The organism is Streptomyces albus subsp. albus (assembly GCF_000719865.1).
Classification (GTDB): domain Bacteria; phylum Actinomycetota; class Actinomycetes; order Streptomycetales; family Streptomycetaceae; genus Streptomyces; species Streptomyces albus_E.
Genome location: NZ_JOID01000009.1, coordinates 106,432 through 131,692, shown reverse-complemented (window position 1 = coordinate 131,692; position 25,261 = coordinate 106,432). Strand labels below are relative to the sequence as shown.

Genomic DNA, 25,261 nt, shown 5'->3' with positions numbered 1-25,261 from the left:
GCCCGCACCCCATGCGCAAGCGGCGGCGTGCCGGGCCGTTCGCGTTGCCCCTCTCCTCCCGGGACGGATGAAGCCCCCATGAGCCTGCACGGTCTGCTCGACGCCGTCGTCCGCGACCCCGCGCTCGCCGAAGCGGTGCGGGCCGCCTCCGACGGCCGCCGGCCGCACGTCGATCTCGTCGGCCCGCCGGCCGCCCGCCCCTTCGCCGTGGCGGCCCTCGCCCGCGAGGCCGGGCGCACCGTGCTGGCCGTCACCGCCACCGGCCGCGAGGCGGAGGACCTCGCCGCCGCCCTGCGCTGCCTGCTGCCCCCGGACGAGGTCGTGGAGTACCCGTCCTGGGAGACGCTGCCGCACGAGCGGCTCTCGCCCCGCTCCGACACCGTCGGCCGCCGCCTCGCCGTGCTGCGCCGTCTCACCCACCCCTCGGCGGACGACCCGTCCGCCGGCCCCGTGCGGGTCGTCGTCGCCCCCGTGCGCTCCGTGCTCCAGCCGCAGGTCAAGGGGCTGGGGGAGCTGGAGCCGGTCAGCCTGCGGCAGGGGGAGAGCGCCGATCTGGCCGCGATCACCGAGGCGCTGGCCGCCGCCGCGTACGCCCGGGTCGAACTCGTCGAGAAGCGCGGCGACTTCGCCGTCCGCGGCGGCATCCTCGACGTCTTCCCGCCCACCGAGGAGCACCCCCTGCGGGTGGAGTTCTGGGGCGACGAGGCCGAGGAGATCCGCTACTTCAAGGTCGCCGACCAGCGCTCCCTGGAGGTCGCCGAGCACGGTCTGTGGGCGCCCCCCTGCCGGGAGCTGCTGCTCACCGAGGACGTGCGGCGGCGGGCCGCGGAGCTCGCCGAAGCCCGCCCGGAGCTGGGCGAGCTGCTCGGCAAGATCGCCGAGGGGATCGCGGTGGAGGGCATGGAGTCCCTGGCGCCGGTCCTGGTCGACGAGATGGAACTGCTGGTCGACGTCCTTCCCGAGGGCAGCATGGCGGTGGTCTGCGACCCGGAGCGGGTCCGCACCCGTGCGGCCGATCTCGTCGCCACCAGCCAGGAGTTCCTCCAGGCGTCCTGGGCGGCCACCGCCATGGCGGACACCGGCGAGGCGCCCATCGACGTCGGCGCGGCCTCCCTGCGGAGCATCGCCGAGGTCCGGGAGCGGGCCCGGGAACTCGACATGCCCTGGTGGTCGGTCAGCCCCTTCGCGGCCGACGAGGAGGCCGGCGGGGACACCGTCAAGCTGGGCATGCGCGCCGCCGAGAGCTACCGCGGCGACACCGCCCGCGCACTGGCCGACACCAAGGGCTGGCTGGCCGACGGCTGGCGCGCCGTCTATCTCACCGAGGGCCACGGCACGGCGGCCCGGATGGCCGAGGTGCTCGGCGGCGAGGGCATCCCCGCACGGCTGGAGGACGGGCTCGGGGCCGGACCGGAGGCCATCGCCCCGTCCGTCGTGCACGTCGCCTGCGGCACCCTCGACCAGGGCTTCACCGACCCCGGCCTCAAGCTGGCCGTGCTCACCGAGACGGACCTCACCGGCCAGAAGACCGCCGGCAAGGACGGCGCCCGGATGCCGGCCCGCCGCCGCAAGACCATCGACCCGCTGACCCTGGAGGCGGGCGACTACATCGTCCACGAGCAGCACGGCGTCGGCCGCTACCTGGAGATGGTGCAGCGCACCGTCCAGGGCGCCACCCGCGAGTACCTGCTGGTGGAGTACGCCCCCGCGAAGCGCGGCCAGCCCGGCGACCGCCTGTACATCCCGACCGACCAGCTGGAGCAGGTCACCAAGTACGTCGGCGGCGAGGCCCCGACGCTGCACCGGCTCGGCGGCGCCGACTGGACGAAGACGAAGGCCCGCGCCAAGAAGGCCGTCAAGGAGATCGCCGCCGACCTCATCCGGCTCTACTCGGCCCGGATGGCCGCCCCCGGCCACACCTTCGGCCCCGACACCCCCTGGCAGCGGGAGCTGGAGGACGCCTTCCCGTACGCGGAGACGCCCGACCAGCTCACCACCATTTCCGAGGTCAAGGAGGACATGGAGAAGTCGGTCCCGATGGACCGGCTGATCTGCGGCGACGTCGGCTACGGCAAGACGGAGATCGCGGTCCGGGCCGCCTTCAAGGCCGTCCAGGACGGCAAGCAGGTCGCGGTGCTCGTGCCCACCACCCTGCTGGTGCAGCAGCACATGGGCACGTTCACCGAGCGCTACGCCGCCTTCCCCGTCACCGTGAAGGCGCTGTCCCGCTTCCAGACCGACGCCGAGGCCAAGGCCGTGCTGGAGGGGATGCGGGAGGGGTCCGTCGACATCGTCATCGGCACCCACCGGCTGTTCTCCTCCGAGACGAAGTTCAAGGACCTCGGGCTCGTCATCGTCGACGAGGAGCAGCGCTTCGGCGTCGAGCACAAGGAGCAGCTGAAGAAGCTCCGCGCCAACGTCGACGTGCTGACCATGTCCGCGACGCCCATCCCGCGCACCCTGGAGATGGCCGTCACCGGCATCCGCGAGATGTCCACGATCACCACCCCGCCGGAGGAGCGGCACCCCGTCCTCACCTTCGTCGGCCCGTACGACACCCGGCAGATCGGCGCCGCCATCCGCCGCGAACTGCTGCGCGAGGGCCAGGTGTTCTACATCCACAACCGGGTGGAGTCCATCGACCGGGCGGCCGCCCGGCTGCGCGAGGCCGTGCCCGAGGCGCGGATCGCGACCGCGCACGGCCAGATGTCGGAAGGCGCGCTGGAGCAGGTCGTGGTCGACTTCTGGGAGAAGAAGTTCGACGTGCTGGTCTCCACGACGATCGTCGAGTCCGGCATCGACATCGCCAACGCCAACACCCTCATCGTGGAGCGCGCCGACAACTTCGGCCTCTCCCAGCTCCACCAGCTCCGGGGCCGCGTCGGCCGCAGCCGCGAGCGCGGCTACGCCTACTTCCTCTACCCGCCGGAGAAGCCGCTCACCGAGACCGCCCACGAGCGGCTGGCGACCATCGCACAGCACACCGAGATGGGCGCGGGCATGTACGTCGCCATGAAGGACCTGGAGATCCGCGGGGCGGGCAACCTCCTCGGCGGCGAGCAGTCCGGGCACATCGCCGGCGTCGGCTTCGACCTGTACGTGCGGATGGTGGGCGAGGCGGTGGCCGACTACCGCGCCTCCCTGGAGGGCGGCGTGGAGGAGGAGCCGCCGCTGGAGGTCAAGATCGAGCTGCCGGTGGACGCGCACGTCCCGCACGACTACGCGCCCGGCGAGCGGCTGCGCCTCCAGGCGTACCGGGCGATCGCCTCCGCCACCTCCGAGGAGGACATCGCCGCCGTCCGCGAGGAGCTGACGGACCGTTACGGAAAGCTCCCGGAGCCGGTGGAGAACCTGCTGCTGGTGGCCGGCCTGCGGATGCTGGCCCGGTCCTGCGGGGTCACGGACATCACGCTGCAGGGCTCCAGCATCCGCTTCGGCCCGGTGGAGCTGCGGGAGTCGCAGGAGCTGCGGCTGAAGCGGCTCCACCCGCGGGCGGTGATCAAGCCGGCCACGAAGCAGCTCCTGGTGCCGCGCCCGGCGACGGCCCGGATCGGCGGCAAGCCGCTGGTCGGCCGTGAACTGCTCGCGTGGACGGGGGAGTTCCTCACGACGGTGGTGTCCTGAGGGCGGGCCGGCGGCCTATCGTGGGCCGATGCGCGCACACTCCATCGACCGCCCGGCGGATCTCGACGTGGTCCGCGAGTCCTATGACCGGGCGGCCGACAACTACGCCGACATGGTGCTGACGACGGGGATCGGTGACATCCGTACCCATCCGTGGCTCAAGGCGTCCATCGACGCCTTCGCCGACACGGTGAGCGGACTCGGGCCCGTCCTCGACGTCGGCTGCGGGCCCGGCACGGTCACCGCCTACCTCGCCGAACGCGGACTCGATGTGTCCGGGGTCGATCTCTCACCCCGGATGATCGAGAACGCGCGCCGTCTGCACCCGGGATGCCGCTTCGGCGTCGCCTCCGCCACCGAGCTCGATCTCGCGGAGGCCTCGCTCGGCGGCGTGCTCGGGTGGTGGTCGCTGTTCAACCTGCCCCGCACCGTGCTGCCCCAGGTCCTCGCCCTGTTCGCGCGCGCCCTGAAGCCGGGCGGCCACTTCATCACCGCGACGCACGTCGGCGACGAGGACCTGGTGCGCACCGAGGCCTACGGAGGGGTGCCCGTGCGCTGGACCACGTACAAATGGCGGCCGGAGCAGCTCGTGGACCTGATCGAACGGGCCGGACTGCGTCCGGTCGCCGAACTCCGGCTCCCCGCGGACGAGAACGTCGGGCCGGGCGTGGTCGTCATGGCCGAGCGCCCCGCCTGAGGGATGTACGGACCGGGCGGGTCCCGTACCCCGGCGTACGAGCGTGCGCGAGGGCCCGCGCGCACGCCACGGCGCCCGCACCCCCGTCCACCGGGAGTACGGGCGCCGTGCCCCTGGGAGGGGGCTGGGGGCCGGGTCGGCGGCCGTGGCCCGTCCGCCGAGGCCGGCCGGCCCCCGGTCAGTTCACCGTGAAGGTGCGGGAGACGCCGGTGAAGCCGTCGATCTCCCCGAGCAGGTTGCGGGTGTCGCCCCGGTGGACGAACCGGTACGTGCCCGGCTCCGCGTCCGCCGGGATCTCCCAGCTCGTGGTGGCCGTGGAGACGGCCGCGTAGGAGCGCTTCCAGCGGTAGGCGGTGGACCAGTCGTTGTCGGTGGCCACCGTCCGCCAGCCGCCGTCGGTCCGCCGCTGCACCTCCAGGAACGTGCCCTCGGTGCGGAGGTTGTTGCGCGGGTGGCCGGTGTAGAAGACGGCCTCGGCGCGCTCACCGGGCGCGTAGCCCGCGGCCGGCTGTTCGGCGAGGTCGCCGAACTCCTTGCCGAGCGGCGGGGAGTCCAGGACGACGCCGGGCTTCACGTCGAGCTGCGTCTTGCCCAGCCACGGCGGCCGCACGGCGCTCGGGGTGGGCTCGCCCGCGCGCAGGGCGCCGGCGAGCTTCGCGAACTCCTGCTCGTAGGCGGGGAGCGTGTAGCGGCCGAAGTGGGTGGAGGCGCCCTCGTAGTGCTGGGCGTCGTACTCCTCGGGTGTGGTGACGTAGCCGGAGTAGGCGTTGGAGTAGCCGGCGAAGACGGTGTGCTTCGCGGAGGGGCCGAGCTTCTCCGCGACGGTGTCCATCACGCGGTGCCCGGCGACGACGGTGAACTCCGCCGGGGCGGCGGTCAGCGTCAACTGGCCGATGCGGACGAGCTGGAGGGGCAGGACCTGCGGAGTCCAGGACGGCTTCTGCACACCGGTGGTGATGAAGACCGGCTTGGGCTTCTGGCACTCGCGCACCGCGGCCGGGGTCGGGGCGACGACCGTTCCGGCGGCGGTGAGCAGGAGGTTCGGCTTGAGCTCGCCCTCCTCGGCGATGTCGGGGCCGGGTCCGTCCTCGGCGCCCGCGGTGAAGCCCTGGCCGAGCGCGGCGGGGCAGGTGCTGTGCGTCCGCCCGTCGCCGGTGTACGCGGGACCGACCTCGACGCCGGAGAAGTCGATGTAGCGCTGACGGTGGGCGATGGGGCCGGTCAGCTCCTCCTTCGCCGCGTCGAAGAGCTCGACGGCCTTGTCGGCCTGGAGCTTCCCGATGATCTCGGTGTTCTCGAACTCGTCGTCCGTGGGGCCCTTCGCGCCGCCCTCGCGCAGATTGGGCGACATGTCGCCGGCGTTGGACTGCGGGAAGGCCGCGACGAACTTGCCGCGCTCGCCCCACTCGACACCGTTCACGTCGTGCTCGACGTGGTACTGGGCGTAGCCCTTGTTGTCCGGGCTGATGAGGGTGTTCTCCGGGGTCATGGAGGTGGCGTGGGTGGCGAACCAGCTCACCATGCCGACCGGCTGTCCCTGCTGTTCGAAGCGCAGCACGGTCATCGAGCGGTCCACGCCGTCCGGGAAGCGCTCCCGGTCCTCGGCCGGGTTGCGCCGGAACGCCTCCTGAGAGCGGTTGACGTTGGCGCCGTCCAGCTCCCCGGTGGCGATCTTCACCTTGCCGGGGGCGAGGTCGGCGTCCGCCGCGGCGACGGCCCGGACGATGCCCGAGACGATCGCCTCGTAGGTCTTCTTCTTGTGGCCCAGGATCGTCAGGTTGTAGAGCAGGTGGTGGGAGTGGCCGCCGGGGCCCGCGTGGGTGTGGGTCGCGGAGAGGACGACGTTGGAGTCCGTGTAGCGGGAGCCGTAGCGCTCACCGAGCCGGCGGATGACCTCCTGCTGCACCCCCTGCATGATCATGCCGAGGTCGGTGGAGACGAAGACCGTGCGGCCGCCGCTGCCGTCGGCGACCGCGAAGGCGCGCGCCCACTGGCGGGAGTGGATGCCGGAGGTCTCCTGGTCGAGCCGGGCGTAGCCCATCATGCCGACCTCGGCGGCCTCACCGGTGATGTCGGCGATGCCGACGCCGACTTGGTAGCCGTCGGCCGCGGCGGTCGCGGGGGCGGCGCCGGCCGAGCCGAGGAGGAGTGAGCCGAGGCCGGCCGCGGTGGCGGTGAGGGCGACCGCGCGGGCGCGGAGCGGGCGGCGCGCGGGGCGCGGATGGCGGTCTTCGGAGCGGGTTGTCCGTATCGGCATGCGTCAAGCCCCGGGGGAGTGAGGGGAGGAGGTGGTCCGGCGGCCGGGGACGTTCCGGCACCCCGTCGCACCAGGGGTCGGGGCTCAGGATGGGGCTGTGGTTACTGGCGGGTCAATAGGGAGGACCGAGTTGGCTTACGCGCGGTAACACCTTGGGGCTGCGGGGCTGTTCCCGAGAGCGGCCGCCGGCCCGGGATCCGGCCCGGATCCCGCCGATCCGCGGGCCCCGGCATCGTCGGCCGCCGCCCGGCCGCCGCCCGGCCGCCGCCCGGCCGCGGTCCGGACGCGGTCCGGCCGGTGTGCGGGGCTGCCGTCCGGTGGCCGGTCTGGCGGCCGCCGGACCGGGGCATACGATTCCCGGGCCGGGGCCGCAGCCGCGCCGCGGCTCGCCTTTCCGCCCCGCCTCCGCCGCACCGCCGCCCCGCTCCGCCGTGGACGCTCCACCGCACCCCGATGGGACTGACGCCTTGTGATACCCCGCCGCCGCCCCGCCCTGGCCGCCCTCTCCGCCGCCGCGTCCGCCGTGCTCGTGCTCACCGGATGCGAACCCGGCACCCTGGACGATCTCGCGGAGGACGGCGGCGGTGCCTCCGGTTCCGCCGCCGGGAACGGACGGTGGGTCAGCCCGCTCGACAACCCCGAGGGCACGGAGCCGGGCCTCGCGCCCCTCACCGAGTCCGCGGAACGGGCCGAGGCGCGGAAGCTGATCGAGGAGGTGCGGACCAAGGGCCGCGGCCCCCGGACCGGTTACGACCGGGACGAGTTCGGCTACGCCTGGATGGACACGGCCGACGGGGTGCCGCTGGCCCGCAACGGCTGCGACACCCGCAACGACCTCATGCGGCGCGACGGCCAGAAGCTGGAGTTCCGCTCCGGCTCCGACTGTGTGGTGGTCTCCATGACCCTGGCCGACCCGTACACCGGCAAGGACATCGCCTGGAAGAAGCAGGACGCCATGGAGGTGCAGATCGACCACGTGGTGCCGCTGTCGTACGCCTGGCAGATGGGCGCCTCCCGCTGGCCGGAGGACAAGCGGCGGCAGCTGGCCAACGACCCCCTGAACCTGCTGCCGGTCGAGGGCCGCGCCAACTCCGCCAAGGGCGATTCCGGTCCGGCCGCCTGGCTGCCGCCCCACAAGGCGGTCCGCTGCGCGTACGCGGTCCGGTTCGCGCAGGTGGCGGTCGAGTACGAGATGCCGGTGACCGCCCCGGACAAGGCCATCATGCTGGAGCAGTGCGGGAGTTGATCCCGCGGTGGGGCCGGGGCCGGCCCCGGCCCCGGCTGCCCCGCTCGGGCCTCCGGGTCGTCCCGGTCGTCCCGGTCGTCCCGGTCGTCCCGGTCGTCCCGGTCGTCCCGAGGGCGTGGTGGACGGGGAATCAGAGCTTCAGGTTCCAGTGGCTGCTGTTGTACGACCAGCCCGGGCTGACCTCGACCTCCAGGGTCTTCGCGTCGGCCGGGGCGTCGAAGGCGAACTCCGCCGAGGCCGTCTTGCCGGGCACGACCGTGCCGTTGAAGCCCTCGCCGACCTTGTCGTCGAAGATGCTCTCGGCGGTCTTGCCGTCCTTGCCGGCCCGCGCGTCGACGGTGAGGAGAGCGGTGTCGAACTTCTCCTTGCCCTTGTTCACGACGGTCACCGTGACCTTGTAGGCCTTGTTGCCCTTCTTGTGGCCGACGGAGTACTCGCCGGGCGAGTAGGCGGTGTGCTGTGAGACGGTCACCTGGACGCCGTCGTCGTAGATCACCGTGTCACCGGCCTTGTAGGTCTCCGCGTCCGCGGCGTCCGAACCGGCCGCGTCGTCCCCGGCCTTGTCCTTGCCGCCGCTTCCGCCGTCCTTGGCGGTGGCGCCCTTGCCCCTGGTGTCCGAGACCGACTTGTTGATCTCGTCCACCGCGTCGTCGACCGCCATGACGGTGACCACGCCCATGACGACCGACAGCACCACGGCGACCGGGCCGAGGACCGCGCCCGCGGTGGCCATGCCCTTGTTGGTCGCCTCACCGCGCTTGGCCTTGCCGCGCCCGGTCAGTCCCAGGGCCAGGGCGATGATGCCGAGGATCGCGCCGAGCCAGAACATGAACGGGATGACGCCCATGACGAGGCCGACGAGGCCGAGGACCAGGGCCGCGGTGCCGAGCCCGTTGCGGGGCGGCAGCGGCGGCACGGGGGCGCCCATCTGCGGTGGCGGTCCGTACATCTGCTGGGACATGGGGACACCTTTCAACACGACGAGACGCTGATCGCTCGTCAAGCGGTGGTGTCATCAGAACAGGTGACTGTGAACGCAGTCAATCTCTGTAACTGTTCCGTTGCTTCTCCGTCGTGTGGCCGGCGTCGACCGCGCTTCTTCCGAAGGCCGAGTGCCGGAGGAGGGGCGGAGGGCAGGGGCGGAGGGCCCCGCGTGCGCGCCGGTCTGCCCGTCCGTCCGGCGCGCGCGGTGCCCCTTCGTCCCGGGAACGTCACAGCCGTGACCGGATCGTGAGCCGGATCTGTACAACCGGTGCCGCGCTGTCGGAGTCCACGTATACGCTCAATTTGAGCCGCTTCCCGGCACCCGTTCCCCAGGAGCATTCATGTACGGCCCCGTTCCCGTGCCGCCGCAGCCACGCCCCCCGGACGGGGGGAACGTGATCGCGCTGCGGGTCCTCTTCGTGGCGGTGACGCTGCTGCTGTTCGGGATGCTGGCGTGGGTGGCCATGCTGCGGATCGCCATCCTCCGCCGCAAGGCGCTGGACTGGGCGCTGTTCTGGGTGGTGCTGCTGCTGACGATCGCGTGGTTCGTGATCATCGACGTCTACCCGGAGACGGACTGGCGGACGGATGTCGCGACCGTCGGTCTGCTGGCCATGGCCGTCGGCGTCGTCACCCACTTCCTCATCGCCGACATCCAGTACCACCGGCGGCCCGTCGCGGTGGCCGGGACCGGCGGACTCGCCGGTCCCGGCCCCTACGGCCCGGCCGGGCCGGGGGCACAGACGTATCCGGCCGCCGGGATGCCCACCCGTCCGGGCGCCATCCCGGCGCAGCAGCAGCTTCCGCGGCAACAGCAGCAGTCCCCGCCCGGTATGCCCGCGTACGGCTTCCCGCAGCCGCAGCCGCAGCCGCACGCTACCTCCGGCCCCGCGGCCCCCGGCTCCGCCGCGCCCCCGCAGGGCCCGCCGCCGGCGACCGCGCCCGGGGCGGGCGAGCCGTATCCGCAGGGGTCCCCGGCCGGCCGCCCGCAGCCCCAGCGCATCCACCGCGTCCGTGCCGAGCTGGACGAACTCAGCGACCTGCTCCGCAGGGAAGAGGGCGGCGCCGGCGGCGAAGGGGGCGGCCCGCGGTGAACGGCCGTGTGATCGCGGAGCGTTACGAACTCTCCACGCTGCTCGGCCAGGGCGGCATGGGCCAGGTGTGGATGGGCTACGACCGGCGCCTGGACCGCCGGATCGCGGTGAAGCTGCTCCGCCCCGACCGCATGGCGGGGGCCCCGGAGGCCGAGGAGATGCGCCGCCGCTTCCTCCGCGAGTGCCGGGTCACGGCCCGGGTGGACCACCCCGGGCTGGTCACGGTCCACGACGCGGGCAGCGACGGCGAGGACCTCTACCTCGTCATGCAGCACATCGACGGCGCCGACCTCGGCGACCACCTCGCCGAGCACGAGCCGTACCCCTGGCAGTGGGCCGCCTCCGTGGCCGCCCAGCTCTGCGCCGTGCTCTCCGCCGTGCACGCGGCGCCCATCGTGCACCGCGACCTCAAACCACGAAACGTGATGCTCCGTCAGGACGGCACGGTCTGCGTCCTCGACCTCGGCATCGCCGCCGCCGTCGACACCGACACCACCCGCCTCACCCACACCGGCTCCCCCATCGGCAGCCCGGCGTACATGGCGCCGGAGCAGGCCATGGGCGGCGCCGTCGGCCCGTACACCGACCTCTACGCCCTCGGGGTGCTGCTGCACGAACTGCTCAGCGGCCAGGTCCCCTTCCAGGCGTCCACCTCGCTCGGGGTGCTCCACCGCCACCTCTACGACGCTCCCGTGCCGGTGCGCCAGCTGCGCGCCGAGGTCCCGGAGCCGCTGGAGGCGCTGGTGCTGCGGCTGCTGGCCAAGGACCCGCGGCACCGGCCGTCCGAGGCCCAGGAGGTCTACCAGGCCCTGGTGCCGCTGCTGCCGTCCCCCGGCTCCCCGGCGCCGGCGGGTCCGCCCGGACCGCTCGACCCCACCCGCCCCTTCCTCCGCCCGCACGCCCCGTGGCCCGACCGGGCCGGCGCGCTCCCCGCCCCGCCGGCCGTGATGCCCGCGCCCGCCGCCGCGATTCCCGACCCGCGCAGCGCGCCCGGCGGCGCACCGGCCCCGCAGCGCACCGGCCGCACCGCCATCGCCGACGCCGTCGAGGAGGTGAAGCGGCTGCTGGACGCGGGCCGTCTCACCCAGGCCGTGGACGTCCTCGGCTCCGTCCTCCCGCTCGCCGTCGCGCACCACGGCGAGCACTCGCCCGTCGTCCGCAGCCTGCGCAAGCAGTACGCCGCCACGCTCCTCGACGACGGCCAGTACCGCCGCGCCCTGCCCGAACTGCGCCGGCTCGCCGCCGAGACCTCGGGCGGGTCGGGTCCGGCCGCCCACCGCGAGGCGCTGCAGTTCCGCTACGAGGCCGCGCAGTGCCTGGAGCAGCTCGGCGAGGCGTCCGCCGCCATCGCCGAATACCGCGCCGTCCTGCCGTACTTCGAGCAGGACGCCACCGCCGGACCCGCCCTCCCGCTGGAGATCCGCTCCCGCATCGGCGCCCTGCTGCACGCGGTGGGTGCCCACCGCGAGGCGCACGAGACGCAGTCGCGGCTGCTGGGTGACGTGGAGCGGATGTACGGGCCGTACCACCCGATGGCCGGCGAACTGCGCCGCGTGCTCGACCGCCAGCGGCAGGTGCGGCTCGGCTGAGCGCGTCGGGGCGGCGGGGCGGTGCGTGGGGCCGTGCCCTGCCCGCCCGGTTCGTGCCGGACGGCGTCGCACCCGGCCATCCGGCCGCGTCGCACCCGGCCGCACCCCACCCGTATCCCACCCCCCCCGCGCCCGGGCCGGGACCGGACACGGGAGCCGGTGGCCTCTGCCCGCCCGGTGCGGGCGGCAGGCAGCACCGGGCGGAGGTATGCGTCCTGTGCGTCCGCGGTGTACTGAGGGGCCCGTCGGCCCCCGTCCTGGCCGTGAGGGAAGTGCCGTGCGGAGCCGATCCGTTCGCGTTCCCGGTTCCGGTTCGGATTCCGGCTGTGCTTCCGCGGCTGTCAACGCCCGGCTGCGGTACCGGTAGGGCGGAGTCCGGCGGGGCGGGGCCCGGCGCGGCGCGCGCCCGGGTGCTGCCTCGCCCGCCGGTGCGGCGCCGCTACGGCCGGGGCCGGCGCCCCCGTGCCGAGCGGGCCGCCCGGGCCAGTCGCTTCACCCCGGGCGCCTTGGCGGCGCGGCGCAGTTGCCGGCCCGGCCAGGAGTGCTCCGCCTTCCCGGGCAGACCGAGGGCGGTCAGCCGGCGGCGCTTGAAGTACCGCCGGACGTCCTCTCCGAGCCGGCCGTCCTCCCCGAGCCGGGCCTCCAGCCAGGCCGCGCTCTCCGCGCGCAGCCACGGGTACGCCTCCGGGCGCATGCAGAACCCGACGGTGCGGATGAGGGGTGTCAGCGCGGCCACGTCCCGGCCTTCCGGGCGCGCGCCCGGTGGTCCGGCCGCCGGCCCCGCCGCCGCGGCCACCGCTGTCTCCGCGAACGCGCCGATCTCCGGGACCAGTTGATCGGTGATCGTCAGCGGGACGCGGTTGCTGTTCTCGTACGGGGTGATCCGTTCCAGCAGCAGCTCCGTGCCGACCCGGGCGACCGGGATGCCGTAGCAGACGGCGGCGGTGAACATCGCCGTGGAGAAACAGCCCACCACCAGCCGGAGTTCACCGCCCCGGAACAACTCCTCGGCGAGCATCGGGGTGTCGGTGACGGCCAGCCGCACCCCGGCCTCGGCGGCGGCCTTCTCCAGGGCCCGGGAGTAGCGGGCCGGTGCCGTGGGGTGGGGCTTGAACAGCACGGAGCGGTGCCCGGCCGCGGCGGCCCCGCGCAGCATCCGCTCGTGCAGCGCCTCCTCCTCGGCGGGGGTGAGGATGTCCAGGGCGGCGAGGTACTGGCCCAGGAGGACGGCCGTGGGGGCGCCCGGGGCCGGCTCCCCGGCCGGACCGCCGTCCGACGGGGCGGGATCCTCCGGGGCGTTGAGGGTTTCCCGACCGGTGGCTTCCGGGGCCGCCGCCTCCGGCCGCTCCGTACCGCGGAGTTCCTCGATCACCTTCTTCAGCGCCTCGGTGGGCACCAGTTCGGCCGGCACCCCGTACTCGGAGAGCAGCAGCGGCCGCAGCCCCGGCACCAGGTCCGGGTGGAGCAGCCGCCGGATGCGGCGGGCGAGGGGGCCGGGCAGCGGGTTGCGGGTGGGGCCGTAGCTCATCAGGCCGTCGGCGTAGACGTCGACGGTGCTCTCGGCGAAGATCGTGGCGAGCGCGCGGGCCGGGCTGACCTGCACCGACTCCACGGCCAGCTCCACCGGTCCGTCCCCCAGGCCCCAGGAGTGGCGGAAGAGGCGCTGCCAGATCTCGGCGTCGTTCGCCGCGGGCGACCATGTGCTGGGGTGGTGCGGGCGGATGGCGGCGTTCCAGTCGACGATGTCGTCGAAGCGCGCGGCCAGCCGGTCCCAGCCGCGCATCTCCGTGAGCCGCACGGCCGTCTCCGGCACCGCCGCGTTGTGGGAGAGGAGCAGCACCCGGCGGGCGTCCTCCCGGGGGCCGAACTGCCCGCCCTCCAGGGCCGCGACGAGCGTGGCCGCCCCGTAGAGGGTGGAGATCTGGAAGAGCTGCGTGGTCTTCGGTCCGGCGCTCTCCGGTCCGGTGTTCTTGGGCCCGGTGCTCTCCGGCCCGGTCGGCCCGCCCGGCCCGGTCGTCCCCGCGCGCACGTCAGGCGGCCTTGCCGGCCGGGCGCAGGGCGCCGAGCAGCCTGCCGCGTTCGGGGCCCATGTCCACGAGGGTCCGCTCCAGGACGTCCGCCGGCATCCGGCCCAGCGCGGCGGCGGCCTCGCGCTTCAGCCGCCGCGCCACCCGGGGCTCGTAGCGGTGCGCCTTGGACAGGTGGAAGGCGATCAGCGCGCAGTAGGTGCGCACCACCTTGGGGAGGAAGCGGTCGCGCTCGCGGTCGGCCAGCACGAGGTCGAGCATCGCGTCGTGGGCGGGGAGGAAGTCGAGCTGGCGTTCGTCGAGGATCTGGGTGAGCGAGGTGGTCAGGCCGCGCCGGTAGAAGACACCGAGCAGGCCGACGGTCGCGCAGGTCTCGGCGGTGAGGTAGAGCCGCCAGGTCCACAGGCGGTCCTCGGCGGTGCGCAGACCGGTGTCGAAGCGGAGGGCTCCGTGTTCGAACAGCCGGCGGTGGTAGATCCCGGCCCAGACGAAGGGGTAGTCGACCATCGTCTCCATATGGGGCGGGTTGACGGCGTCCCGGGGGCTGCCGGCCGCGTTCCGCAGGGAGGCGGGGGCGCGGCGCACCACCCGGTCCTTCCCCGTGGACTGGACGTGGTCGGTGCGGACGAAGTCGCAGCCGAGCGACTCGGCGGCGGCCAGCAGGTCGTCGAGATAGCCGCGGCCATACCAGTCGTCGCCGTCGAGGAAGGTGATCCAGCGTCCGCTCGCCGCCTCCAGCCCGGCGTTGCGGGCCCGGGAGATGCCGCCGTTCTCCGGCTGCCGGATGACCGTGGCGCGGGGCAGTTCGCGCCGCGCGCGGTCGAGGATCTCCGGGGTGGCGTCGGTGGAGTGGTCGTCGACGAGGATGAACTCGATGTGCTCCCCGGCGTTGTTGGCCAGGCTGCGCAGCGTGTCCGGCAGGTACTGCTGGACGTTGTAGCAGGGAACTATGACGGAGAGCTTGGTCACCTGTCTGCCTTGTCGCGATCGGGTGTCGTCAGCGGGACGGTAGGGGAAACGGCGGCCCTCCCGGATGGCCTCCGGGGGAGCGCGGGGTGAACGCCGGGTGTCGGCTCGGTGCGGGGGTGCGGGGGTGCGGTGACCGGGGGCGGGGCGTACGGAGGCGTACGGGAACGTACGGTGCGGCTCGTACGCCGGGCGGCGGGCTCAGCCGAGCCACCGCCGCAGCCCGAGCCGCCCCCAGAGCAGGCTCGTCCCGAACGACAGCACGATGGTGGCCGCGGTCAGCGCGACCGTGAGCGCGCCGGCGCGGAGCGGGCCCAGCCCGGCGGAGACGAACGGGTGCGCCAGCGCGTCGATCACCAGGACGTGCACCAGATACGCGCCGTACGCCGCCGCCGCGAGCCGCCCCAGCGCCGGCCGCAGCCGCTCCGGGACGCGGATCCGGTGCAGGGCCAGCAGCACCCCGCCCATGAACAGGGCGACGAGCAGATGGGCGTTGGGGATGACGTAGTGCACCGCGTGCTGGTACCAGAGGATGCCGAGCAGCGCGAGAACGGCCAGCACCACCCAGGGCGTCCGCCGCTTCCCCAGCGCGCCGGCGGGCAGGGCGAACAGCAGGGCGCCCAGGACGGCGTACACGATCTGGTAGACGACGAACCCCCAGCCGAACCGGGGCATCTCCCAGCCGGTGAACTCCCCGATGTCGCCCATCAGTTGCGGGGCCGCGGCCAGCACCAGCAGCCCCGCCCCTAGGCCCCACGGGCGCCGGCCCGAGCGCACCAGGGCGGCGCAGGCCAGCAGCGTGATCACCGGCAGATAGGTGTAGAGGTACCAGAGGTGGTACGCGGGCCGGACGGAGGCGAAGACGGACTCCAGCGCCAGCTCGCCGATGGGATCCTCGTTGGTGCCGCGCCACCGCCCCCAGGCGAGGTAGACCGCGGTCCAGACGGCCAGCGGCACACCGATCTTGACGATCCGCTGCCAGACGCGGCGGCCGTCCCGGGGCGGCGCGCCGACCAGCACGGCCCAGCCTGCGATGGCGAAGTACATGGGCACCGCGAACCGGCTGACGGCGTCGGCGCTCATGCCCGCCCAGTACGCGGCGGGGCCGCCGGCCTCCTGGCGGCCCACGGCGGCGATGAAGGCGGAGCCGACATGGCCGAGGATCACGCCGCAGGAGCAGAGCAGCCGGATCAGATCGATGTCGTACCGGTGCTCTCGGGGCGCGCGGGGCGCGCGGGGCGTGGCGGCGGGCACGGGTGCGGATGCAGGTGCGCCGGAAGCCGTGCCGGGCACGGCGGACGCCGTGACCTCGGCCGGCGCGGCGGTCGTCCCGTCCGGGCCGGGGTCGCGGTCGCCGGGCTGCTCCGCCGGCCCGGCGGGCTCCGCCACCGCGGCGGCGACTGCGGCTGCCGCGGGGCGCGGTGCGGGGGCGCGGCCGGACGTCACATCGTTGGAGGGCACGGATCACCTGGAGTCGAGCGGAGGCGGAGAGGGAGGCCGGCGGCTCACGGTCGCCCGCCGGGGCCCGTGGAATCACGCCGAAGGGCGAGACTCCCACCCCCGGGCGACGGCCGGCGGACGCGAAGGGGAACGCCGGGCGAACTCCCGGCAACCCGGCCCGGCCTCCGGCTCCTGTCCCCGGCTCCCGTCCCCCGACCCCGTCCCCCGGCCTCCGGCTCCGGGTGCCCCGTCCTCCGGCCTCCGTCCTCCGGCCTCCGTCCTCCGGCTCCGTCCTCCGGCTCCGTCCTCCGGCTCCGTCCTCCGGGTCCCGGCCCCGGACCTCGGTCCCAGTCCCCGCCCGGCCCCCGGTCCCGCCCCTTCCCCGGCCCCGCGTGGGCCCGCCGCCGCTCCCCGGTCATGCCGGAAGACGGCTCCGGGGAAGCCGTACCGCCCCGCACGCGGGACGACCTCGGTGTGATCGCCCTCCGGCGGGCCCGCCGGAGGTGGTGGCGCCGGGATGGTCCGCAGCCGCCGGAGCAGTCCGGAAGAAGTGCTGGTTCCCGCCGCCCGGACTGCCTAATATCGATCACCGCACCGACCGTGCACCGCCCACGCACCACAGCCCACGCCCACCGCCCACGCACCGCCGCATGGCCCACGCTCCCCGCCCCGACGGGCGCCGGGAGCCCCCAACGCCGGGAGGCACAATGCACCGCCGCAGGTCCGCGCTCTCCGTCACCGCCGTCGCGCTGCTCGCCGCGACGCCGCTGCTCACCGGGTGCGGCAGTGACGCTCATCCGGGGGCCGCGGCCGTGGTGGACGGGGACAAGATCACGGTGTCCCAGGTCCAGGCGCAGGCGCGGGACGTCCGGGCGGCGCAGGGCGAGTCCAAGGACGCGGACCAGCTCATCAAGGGCACGGGCCGGCTCAGCCGTTCCACCCTCAACAGCATGATCTTCGACAAGGTGCTGGCGCGGGCCGCGAAGGACGCCGGGGTGAGCGCGAGCCGCGCCGACGTCCAGCGGATCAAGGAGCAGGCCGAGAAGGCCGCGGGCGGCGAGGAGCGGCTGCGCGAGATGTGGCTCCAGCAGTACTCCATCGGCCCGGGCCAGCTGGAGGACACGCTCCGCAACCAGGTCCTCATGGACAAGCTCGCGGAGAGCCTGGGCGCGGACCGGACCACCCCCGAGGGCCAGGAAAAGGTCGTCGGGGCCCTGCGGAACGCGTCGCAGAGCATGGGCATCGACGTCAACCCGCGCTTCGGCAAGTGGAACGACCAGCAGGTGCTGCTCGACACCGTCCAGGAGCCCTGGCTGCGGCCGGAGCAGCAGGCCGCGCGCCAGTCCTGAGCGCGGGCCCCGCGCCGCTCCCGGGCAGCCCGCCCGCGGGGGCCGGCGCCCGGCGGTGCGGGGGAGCCCGGCGGGCGGTGCGGGCGGTGGGTTACGTTCGGTTCCGTGAACGACGCGACCACGGCGGCCGGGGCCGGCACCCCGGCCCCCTCCGAGAGCGCGGCCTCCGGCCGTATCGTCCTGCTGACCACCAGCCACCGGGTGGCGCCCGGACTGCTGTCCTGGCCCGCCTGGAGCGCCCTGCGCGGCGCCGACCGCGTGCTCTGCCCCGACCCGGACCATCCGCAGCTGCCGTATCTGCGGGAGGCGGGCATCGCGGTGGAGGCGGGCGCGGAGCTGCCGGCCGCCGAGGACTTGGTCGCCTACTGCACGGGGGACGGGGAAACGGGCACCGGCGCGAGTGGTGCCGGGACCGAAGCCGGAGCCGGAGCCGGGGCGGGCGGCCGCACGGTCGTCGTCGTCCCGTCCGGCGAGGGCGAACCGCGGCTGACCGACGGGCTGGCCCGGCTGGCCGGCTCAGGCCGCTTCCGGATGCCCGAGCTGGAGCTGCTGCCGGCCTCGTACGACCTGCCGGGCGCCCGGCTGCTGGACCTGGTGCAGGTCATGGACACCATCCGCGCCGAGTGCCCGTGGAGCAGCCGGCAGACGAGCGAGGGCCTGGTCAAGTACGGCATCGAAGAGGCGTACGAGCTGGTCGAGGCCATCGAGGAGGGCGACCGGGAGGCGCTCCGCGAGGAACTGGGCGATGTTCTGCTCCAGGTCGTCTTCCATGCCCGGATCGCCGAGGAGGACGAGGAGGAGCCGTTCTCCATCGACGACGTGGCGGGCACGATCGTGGAGAAGCTCATCCACCGCCATCCGCACATCTTCGGCGACGAGGCCGCCGAGACCCCCGAGGACGTCAAGGCGCACTGGCTGCGGACCAAGGCGGCCGAGAAGCGGCGCGAGTCCGTGACCGAGGGCATCCCGCTGGGCCAGCCCGCGCTGGCGCTGGCAGCCAAACTCGCCTCCCGGGTCCGTACCGCCGGGCTGGAGGTGCCCCTCCCGCCCGCCGCCGGTGACGGGGAAGGGTTCGGCGAGGCGCTGCTGGCCCTGGCGCTGCGGGCCGAGGCGGCCGGCACCGACCCGGAGTCCGCGCTCCGCGCCGCGGCCCGGGCCTACCGGGACGCGATCCGGGCGGCCGAGCGGTCCGATTGATCCCCATCCGCAGGGGTACCCGGCAGCCATGGAACTGCTGAGCTTGGAATTCGCGGTGGAGGACGACCTCCTGGTGGGCCTCGGTCCGCTGTTCATCGGGCTGGCAATCGTGGCGGCCCTGATCGCGGCCGTGTGGTTCGGCCGCAGGATGAAGGCACGGGAACCGGGCGTCCCCAAGGGCCCGCAGGAGCGGTCCGGCGCCTGGCAGACCCGCCAGGAGTACGGCCACACCACGCCACCGGACCACGGGCCGGGGCACCAGGACGCCTTCGGCGACGGCGAGGCGGTCGAGGGGCACCGTGACCACTCGCCGGAAATGCCCCGGGACGGTCATCGGTACCTGCCGCACGAGCTGGGCCCGTACGGCGTCGAGGAGGAGGCTCCCGGCACCGGCGAGGTCGGCGGCCCCGCCCCGCAGCGCCCGACCTGGGACCGCGGCGGCAGCGGCCACGGCACGGGCTGACGGCCCGCGGGCGCCGGCGCTGAGGACCCCTGTTCCTACTCGTCGGTAGACACCGTTGACGCCCCGCCCACCGGCGGCGAGACTGCCCGGCATGACGATCACCGGGTGGAGCGATGTACGAGGTGGGCGCCCCGGCCGCGGCGCGGCAGTCCCGGCCGGCGCGGAGCGCGGCCGAGCGGCCGGCCGGCGGGGCGGACTGCTGCGGCGCACCGTGGCGGCCGCCGCCCGGATGACGCGGCCCGACGGCCACGGACGCGGCGCGCTCGTCGCCTTCGGCGCGCTGGCCGCCGCCGACCTGATAGCCGTGGCGCGCGGCCCCCGCGGCTGGGAGCGCGCCGCCAAGCCCCTGCTGATGCCCGCCCTAGCGGCCCACGCGCTGCGCCGCAGGCCCGACGGGAAAACGCCCGCACCGGCACCGCTGGTCGCGGGCCTCGCCTGTGCCACCGCCGGTGACACCGCCCTGCTCTTCGACGAGCACGAGCCCGCCTTCCTGCTCGGCATGGCGGCCTTCCTCGGCACCCAGGTCAGCTACACCGCCGGCTACGCCGAGCTCGGCGCGTTCCGCGCGATCCGGGAAAGGCCCCTGCCGGCCCTCGGCTGCCTGGCGGCCTGGGCGGCCGCCAACGCGGTCATCTCCCCGGGGCTGGAGAAGAAGCTGCGCCTGCCGGTCGCCGGCTACAGCCTGGCGCTGATGACGATGGGCGCGGCCGGGCTCGGGGTCGGCGGCAAGGTCGGCGCGGGGGCGGTGGCCTTCGTCGGCTCGGACCTGCTGATCGGCCTCCAGGCAGCGGGCCGGAAGGTGCCGGGCCAGGAACTCATGATCATGGCGGGCTACCTCGCCGGCCAGTACCTGATCACCACCGGCTGGCTGGAACACCGCGAGGAGCGGGAGGGGTCCCTGCCGGGCTGACGGACGCGGCCCGGTACGGCCGTACCCGGTACGGCCGGTGGCGGCGCGTCGGTTCGCCGGCCCCGCTTGTCCTGGAGGCCCTTGCCCACCGGCCCGGCGTCCCGACTGGAGCGGGCCGGCAGGGCACCGTCCGCGGCCCCGGTTCCCCCCGGGCGGGGGCCCGGCCGCCCCCGCCCGGCGGCCGGGTACGGTCGACGGCGTGCCCGAGAAGACCGCCGCCCCGTCCCCGCCCGAGCTGTTCACCAAGGAGTTCGCCGACGATCCGTACCCGGCGTACGCCTGGCTGCGCGAGCACAGCCCCGTGCACCGCACCACGCTGCCCAGCGGGGTGGAGGCCTGGCTCGTGACCCGGTACGCCGACGCCCGGCAGGCCCTCGCCGACGCCCGGCTCTCGAAGAACCCGGCGCACCACGCCGGTCCGGCGCACGCCAAGGGCAAGACGGGCATCCCCGGTGAGCGCGGCGCGGATCTGATGACCCATCTGCTGAATATCGACCCGCCCGACCACACCCGGCTGCGCCGTCTCGTCTCCAAGGCGTTCACACCGCGCCGGGTGGCCGCCTTCGAGCCGCGCGTCCAGGAGCTGACCGACCGGCTCATCGACGGCTTCGCCGCCCGCGGGGAGGCCGATCTCATCCACGAGTTCGCGTTCCCGCTGCCCATCTACGCGATCTGCGATCTGCTGGGCGTCCCGCGCGAGGACCAGGACGACTTCCGCGACTGGGCGGGCATGATGATGCGCCACTCCGGGCCCGGCGGCGACCGGGCGCCGCGCGGCGGGGTGGGCCGGTCGGTGCGGAAGATGCGCGACTACCTGGCCGAGCTGATCCACCGCAAGCGCGCCGCGCTCGGCCCGGTGGCCAGCCCCGGCGAGGACCTGATCTCCGGTCTGATCCGGGCGAGCGACCACGGCGAGCACCTCACCGAGGGCGAGGCCGCAGCCATGGCCTTCATCCTGCTCTTCGCCGGCTTCGAGACCACCGTCAACCTCATCGGCAACGGCATGTACGCGCTGCTGCGCGAGGAGGGCCCGCGGGTCCGGCTCCAGCGCTCGCTGGCCGCCGGCGAGACGGAGCTGCTGGCCACCGGGGTGGAGGAACTGCTGCGCTACGACGGCCCGGTGGAGCTGGCGACCTGGCGCTACGCCAGTGAGCCGGCCGTCATCGGCGGGCAGCGCATCGCCGCCGGGGACCCGGTGCTGGTGGTGCTCGCCGCCGCCGACCGCGACCCGGCGCGGTTCACGGCCCCGGACACCCTCGACCTCTCCCGCAGCGACAACCCGCATCTCGGTTACGGCCACGGCATCCACTACTGCCTGGGGGCGCCGCTCGCCCGGTTGGAGGCGCGCACCGCGCTGGCCACCCTGCTGCGCAGGCTCCCCGACCTCCGACTCGCCGCCGATCCGGCCGAGTTGCGATGGCGTGGCGGACTGATCATGCGCGGTCTGCGCACCCTGCCGGTGGAGTTTGCCCCCGTGCCCCTATCGGACCCCGGGGAAACGCACCACACCTGACGCGGCATCATTCGTGATCTTCGCGTGATCTCCACTACATCGACTTGTGACGCCCCTCCGCCGCCCGCTATTTTTCGGCGGGACTCGACCTTAAGGCCCTCGACGAAAGGCCCTTCATGCTTTCCGGCAACGGCAGACACCGCAAACCCCGTCAGGCTCCTGCCCTCTTCGTCACGGCGGGTGTGGCCGGCGCGGGGATCGCGATGCCGCTGCTCGGCGCGACGGGCGCGCAGGCGGCCGACGCCGGCACCTGGGACAAGGTCGCCGAGTGCGAGAGCGGCGGCCTGTGGAGCGCCGACACGGGCAACGGCTACTACGGCGGGCTGCAGTTCACCCAGCAGACGTGGGAGCAGTACGGCGGCCTGGACTACGCGCCCAGCGCCGACCAGGCCAGTCGCAACGCGCAGATCGCCGTCGCGGAGAAGGTGCTCGAGGCCGTCGGCCCGAGCGCCTGGCCGAAGTGCGGGGTGGAGGCGGGCCTCACCGGGAAGACCAAGGCGGCGGACGCGGCCTCGGAGAAGGAGCAGGAGCAGTCGGACGGTCTGCTCGGCGGCCTGCTGGAGACCGGCGGCTCCGGTGACGGCGCCAACGGCGCCGGGGAGTCCGCGAGCGAGGAGCCCTCCTCCGCCACGCCGTCGGACGAGGAGGCGGCCGACGAGGACGGCCTCCTCGATCTGGACCTGTCCGGGACGGGCGGCGAGAAGGCCCCGGCCAAGAGCGGCAAGCACCGCGGCGAGCCCGCGCCGGAGGAGACCGCGGCGGAGGCCGGGGGCGCGGACGAGGACCGGACGTCCGGGCGCCACGCCACACGTGACGACGCGTCGGCCGACCGCGGGGCGGAGCGCGCGGCGCCGGAGCCCGGCCCCTACGCCGTGCTGCCGGAGGCCGTCTACGGCGGGGCGGCCGACGACCGCTCGGTGTCCGGCGATTGGACGTACTCCGCCAACGCCGCGACCTGGTCGGCCCGGCCCTCGATCTGATCCGTTCCCGGCGGCCGGCCCGGCGTACGAGCCGCGGCCGCGGGCCGTGCCGTCAGGGCCGTACTGTCCGGACCGTGCTGTCCGGGCCGTCCCGGCCGCGCTCCGGCAGCCGGGTCCGGAGACACGGCCGGTGCGGCACGCGGTGCCTGCGTCCCATCGGATGAACCGTTCCCCGGCTCGCCCCGCGCGCCGCCACGGCCGCCACCTGCGAGAACGGCGGCACGGGCACACGCCGGGGCAAAAAGTGACGGTGTGTCGGGTTACGTCCCGTCAGTGACGATGTGCTTAACGTCTTATCGCTCGCCGTCAGCGGGCACCCCCGACCACCACGCCGAGTCCTGCCGGTGGCCGGAGGGCAGTCGCCGCGCAAGCGCCGCAGGCAGGAGCGGGGGACCCAGGTAAGCGCCGCAAGGCCCGCCCCGGCGGGGCCGGCCGGCTAGGGGTGAAGCCCAGTGCGGGAGCACTCGGCAGGGCCGCTCACAGCCCCAACCCGACAGCTCACCTCGCAGGCGTCGGTGAGAGAGACGTTTCATGCTGCGTACCGGTTACAAGGGCAGGCATCGCCGTCCCGCCCCGCCCAAGTCACGTCGTATCGTCACGTTCGCCGGCGCCGCCGGCACCGCCGCGGCCATCCCGCTCGTGGGCACCGCCGACTCCGCGTCCGCCGCCTCCGTCGACACCTGGGAGGCCGTCGCCCAGTGCGAGTCCAGCGGCAAATGGGACATCAACACCGGCAACGGCCACTACGGCGGGCTGCAGTTCAAGCAGTCCAGCTGGAAGGCCGCGGGCGGGCTGCGCTACGCCCCGCGCGCCGACCTGGCCACCAAGGAGGAGCAGATCGCGACGGCCGAACGGCTGCTCGCCATGCAGGGACCGGGCGCCTGGGCCTGCGCCGGGGCCGGCGGGCTGAAGGCCGGTGGCCCCGCCCCCGGCGTCGCCCCGCTCACCGGACTCGGCCGGGACGCGGGCGAGCAGCGGCAGGCCGCGCCGGAACAGCCGCGGCAGGAACGGCCCGCCGCCGCGCCCGCCCCGGCGGAGCAGCGGGACGCGGACGGAGCACCGGAGGCGGCGGAGGCCGCCGCCGCGAAGGAGCGGCAGGCGCCCAAGCTGGTGGACGGCAAGTACGAGGTCGTCGAGGGCGACACCCTCTCCGAGATCGCCGAGGCCCTGGAGGTCGAGGGCGGCTGGCAGAAGCTCTACGCCCTGAACCGGGACAAGATCGACGCCCCGGACGTCATCTACCCCGGCCAGCTCCTCAGGCTGAGCTGACCACCCCCGAGCCGCCCCGCTCCCGGGCGGCACGGCACCGGCCCGGCGCGCCCCCGGCGGCGCCGGGCCGGTGCCTTTCCGTCCCCGCCCGCCACGGCTCTCCCGGGTACCTCTTCGGGCCACCTCTTCCGAGGTGATTGCCCCCGCAATGCCGGATTTCGGATGTCTTTTCGTCTCGCCGGACGGGCGGTCGGCCGGCCCCGGCCGCCCGGCCCGTTAGGCTCGTGCCGCAGAGCCGTTCGCGGCGAGAAGACACTGCGATCCAGCGTCACATTCCCAGAAGGAGATGCTCGTGCCGTCCATCGACGTCGTCGTAGCCCGGGAGATCCTCGACTCGCGAGGCAACCCAACGGTCGAGGTCGAGGTCGGCCTCGACGACGGCAGCACCGGCCGTGCTGCCGTCCCCTCCGGTGCCTCCACCGGTGCGTTCGAGGCCCTCGAGCTCCGTGACGGCGACAAGAACCGCTACGGCGGCAAGGGTGTGGAGAAGGCCGTCCTCGCGGTCATCGAGCAGATCGGCCCGGAGCTCGTCGGCTACGACGCCACCGAGCAGCGGCTGATCGACCAGGCGATGTTCGACCTGGACGCCACCCCCGACAAGTCCTCGCTCGGCGCCAACGCCATCCTCGGCGTCTCGCTCGCCGTGGCGCACGCCGCCTCGGAGGCGTCCGACCTGCCGCTCTTCCGCTACCTCGGCGGCCCGAACGCCCACCTGCTGCCCGTCCCGATGATGAACATCCTGAACGGCGGCTCGCACGCCGACTCCAACGTGGACATCCAGGAGTTCATGATCGCCCCGATCGGCGCGGAGTCCTTCTCCGAGGCGGTGCGCTGGGGTGCCGAGGTCTACCACACCCTCAAGACCGTCCTGAAGGAGCGCGGCCTGGGCACCGGCCTGGGCGACGAGGGCGGCTTCGCGCCGAACCTCGGCTCCAACCGCGAGGCCCTGGACCTCATCATGGAGGCCATCCGCAAGGCCGGTTACGAGCCGGGCCAGGACATCGCGCTGGCGCTCGACGTGGCCGCCACCGAGTTCCACAAGGACGGCGCCTACACCTTCGAGGGCAAGTCCCTCTCGGCCGCCGAGATGACCGACTACTACGCCGAGCTCGTCGCCGCGTACCCGCTGGTCTCCATCGAGGACCCGCTGAACGAGGAGGACTGGGAGGGCTGGAAGACCCTCACCGACAAGCTCGGCGACAAGGTGCAGATCGTCGGTGACGACCTGTTCGTCACCAACCCCGAGCGCCTCGCCCGCGGTATCGAGAGCGACACCGCCAACGCGCTGCTGGTGAAGGTGAACCAGATCGGCTCGCTGACCGAGACCCTGGACGCCGTCGAGCTGGCCCAGCGCAACGGCTACAAGTGCATGATGTCCCACCGCTCCGGCGAGACCGAGGACGTCACCATCGCCGACCTGGCCGTCGCCACCAACTGCGGCCAGATCAAGACCGGTGCCCCGGCCCGCTCCGAGCGCGTCGCCAAGTACAACCAGCTGCTGCGCATCGAGGAGATCCTCGACGACGCCGCGGTGTACGCCGGCCGCTCCGCGTTCCCGCGCTTCGGCCGCTAGGCCCGGCTCCGGCTCCGGCGGAGGGCGGCGCCGCCCTCCGCCCGCCGTACGTCAGTACGCCACGTCCCCGGCCCGGTCCCGTA

At 74.2% G+C, this 25,261-nt stretch carries 18 protein-coding genes and 1 riboswitch; of the genes, 13 read left to right on the top strand and 5 right to left on the bottom strand.

What is annotated here, in order from left to right; translation table 11 throughout:
- Positions 1–78 precede the first annotated feature (78 nt).
- Together mfd and IF83_RS0111825 are read left to right on the top strand one after the other, a co-directional pair.
- The gene (gene mfd, locus IF83_RS0111830) at positions 79–3,624 is read left to right on the top strand and encodes a transcription-repair coupling factor (RefSeq protein ID WP_030544073.1); all 3,546 of its coding nucleotides are present in this window, start codon (positions 79–81) and stop codon (positions 3,622–3,624) included.
- A gap of 28 nt (positions 3,625–3,652) precedes the next feature.
- On the top strand, positions 3,653–4,321 hold the full coding sequence (locus IF83_RS0111825) for a class I SAM-dependent DNA methyltransferase (protein ID WP_030544072.1): 669 nt from the start codon (positions 3,653–3,655) through the stop codon (positions 4,319–4,321).
- 178 nt (positions 4,322–4,499) lie between these two features.
- Here the strand turns inward: IF83_RS0111825 and IF83_RS0111820 are convergent, their stop codons facing one another.
- Positions 4,500–6,578 carry a neutral/alkaline ceramidase gene (locus IF83_RS0111820; RefSeq protein ID WP_051722683.1) on the bottom strand — a complete coding sequence of 693 codons (2,079 nt, stop codon included), beginning with the start codon at positions 6,576–6,578 and terminating at the stop codon, positions 4,500–4,502.
- 469 nt (positions 6,579–7,047) lie between these two features.
- Between IF83_RS0111820 and IF83_RS0111815 the strand changes: the two genes are divergently transcribed.
- A complete protein-coding gene (locus tag IF83_RS0111815; RefSeq protein WP_051722682.1) occupies positions 7,048–7,824 on the top strand; it encodes an HNH endonuclease family protein in 777 nt (258 codons plus the stop codon).
- A gap of 130 nt (positions 7,825–7,954) precedes the next feature.
- Here the strand turns inward: IF83_RS0111815 and IF83_RS0111810 are convergent, their stop codons facing one another.
- Complete coding sequence (locus IF83_RS0111810) at positions 7,955–8,785, bottom strand: DUF4190 domain-containing protein (protein ID WP_030544069.1); 831 nt, start codon at positions 8,783–8,785, stop codon at positions 7,955–7,957.
- Between the two features lie 364 nt (positions 8,786–9,149).
- Between IF83_RS0111810 and IF83_RS0111805 the strand changes: the two genes are divergently transcribed.
- Both IF83_RS0111805 and IF83_RS0111800 read left to right on the top strand, forming a co-directional pair.
- Positions 9,150–9,902 carry a hypothetical protein gene (locus IF83_RS0111805; RefSeq protein WP_037679681.1) on the top strand — a complete coding sequence of 251 codons (753 nt, stop codon included), beginning with the start codon at positions 9,150–9,152 and terminating at the stop codon, positions 9,900–9,902.
- Positions 9,899–11,491, top strand: a complete 1,593-nt coding sequence (locus IF83_RS0111800) for a serine/threonine-protein kinase (protein ID WP_030544067.1) — start codon at positions 9,899–9,901, stop codon at positions 11,489–11,491. The genes IF83_RS0111805 and IF83_RS0111800 overlap by 4 nt, the downstream gene beginning before the upstream one ends.
- Before the next feature lie 439 nt (positions 11,492–11,930).
- On the opposite strand, the gene IF83_RS0111795 is transcribed toward IF83_RS0111800, so the two are convergent.
- The 3 genes from IF83_RS0111795 to IF83_RS0111785 form a co-directional block, all read right to left on the bottom strand.
- Positions 11,931–13,412, bottom strand: a complete 1,482-nt coding sequence (locus IF83_RS0111795; RefSeq protein WP_107046749.1) for a polysialyltransferase family glycosyltransferase — start codon at positions 13,410–13,412, stop codon at positions 11,931–11,933.
- A 109-nt stretch (positions 13,413–13,521) separates the two neighbouring features.
- The gene (locus tag IF83_RS0111790) at positions 13,522–14,487 is read right to left on the bottom strand and encodes a glycosyltransferase family 2 protein (RefSeq protein WP_030544065.1); all 966 of its coding nucleotides are present in this window, start codon (positions 14,485–14,487) and stop codon (positions 13,522–13,524) included.
- A gap of 198 nt (positions 14,488–14,685) precedes the next feature.
- A complete protein-coding gene (locus tag IF83_RS0111785) occupies positions 14,686–15,777 on the bottom strand; it encodes an acyltransferase (protein ID WP_030544064.1) in 1,092 nt (363 codons plus the stop codon).
- Positions 15,778–16,631: 854 nt separating this feature from the next.
- On the opposite strand from IF83_RS0111785, the gene IF83_RS0111780 reads away from it, so the two are divergent.
- From IF83_RS0111780 to eno, 8 genes are all read left to right on the top strand, one after another.
- Positions 16,632–17,273, top strand: a complete 642-nt coding sequence (locus IF83_RS0111780) for a SurA N-terminal domain-containing protein (RefSeq protein ID WP_030544063.1) — start codon at positions 16,632–16,634, stop codon at positions 17,271–17,273.
- A gap of 105 nt (positions 17,274–17,378) precedes the next feature.
- Positions 17,379–18,470: a nucleoside triphosphate pyrophosphohydrolase gene (locus IF83_RS0111775; protein ID WP_030544062.1), complete on the top strand. Its 1,092-nt coding sequence runs from the start codon at positions 17,379–17,381 to the stop codon at positions 18,468–18,470.
- 28 nt (positions 18,471–18,498) lie between these two features.
- Positions 18,499–18,933: a DUF6479 family protein gene (locus IF83_RS31165; RefSeq protein ID WP_051722680.1), complete on the top strand. Its 435-nt coding sequence runs from the start codon at positions 18,499–18,501 to the stop codon at positions 18,931–18,933.
- Positions 18,934–19,024: 91 nt separating this feature from the next.
- Positions 19,025–19,843, top strand: a complete 819-nt coding sequence (locus IF83_RS0111760) for a lysoplasmalogenase (protein ID WP_244177009.1) — start codon at positions 19,025–19,027, stop codon at positions 19,841–19,843.
- Positions 19,844–20,042: 199 nt separating this feature from the next.
- Complete coding sequence (locus IF83_RS0111755; protein WP_030544059.1) at positions 20,043–21,356, top strand: cytochrome P450 family protein; 1,314 nt, start codon at positions 20,043–20,045, stop codon at positions 21,354–21,356.
- A gap of 116 nt (positions 21,357–21,472) precedes the next feature.
- Complete coding sequence (locus IF83_RS35290; RefSeq protein WP_078843390.1) at positions 21,473–22,336, top strand: transglycosylase family protein; 864 nt, start codon at positions 21,473–21,475, stop codon at positions 22,334–22,336.
- Between the two features lie 393 nt (positions 22,337–22,729).
- Positions 22,730–22,863: riboswitch (cyclic di-AMP (ydaO/yuaA leader) on the top strand.
- Positions 22,864–22,867: 4 nt separating this feature from the next.
- Positions 22,868–23,605, top strand: a complete 738-nt coding sequence (locus IF83_RS0111745) for a LysM peptidoglycan-binding domain-containing protein (RefSeq protein WP_030544057.1) — start codon at positions 22,868–22,870, stop codon at positions 23,603–23,605.
- A 286-nt stretch (positions 23,606–23,891) separates the two neighbouring features.
- Complete coding sequence (eno, locus tag IF83_RS0111740; RefSeq protein WP_030544056.1) at positions 23,892–25,178, top strand: phosphopyruvate hydratase; 1,287 nt, start codon at positions 23,892–23,894, stop codon at positions 25,176–25,178.
- Positions 25,179–25,261: the final 83 nt, after the last annotated feature.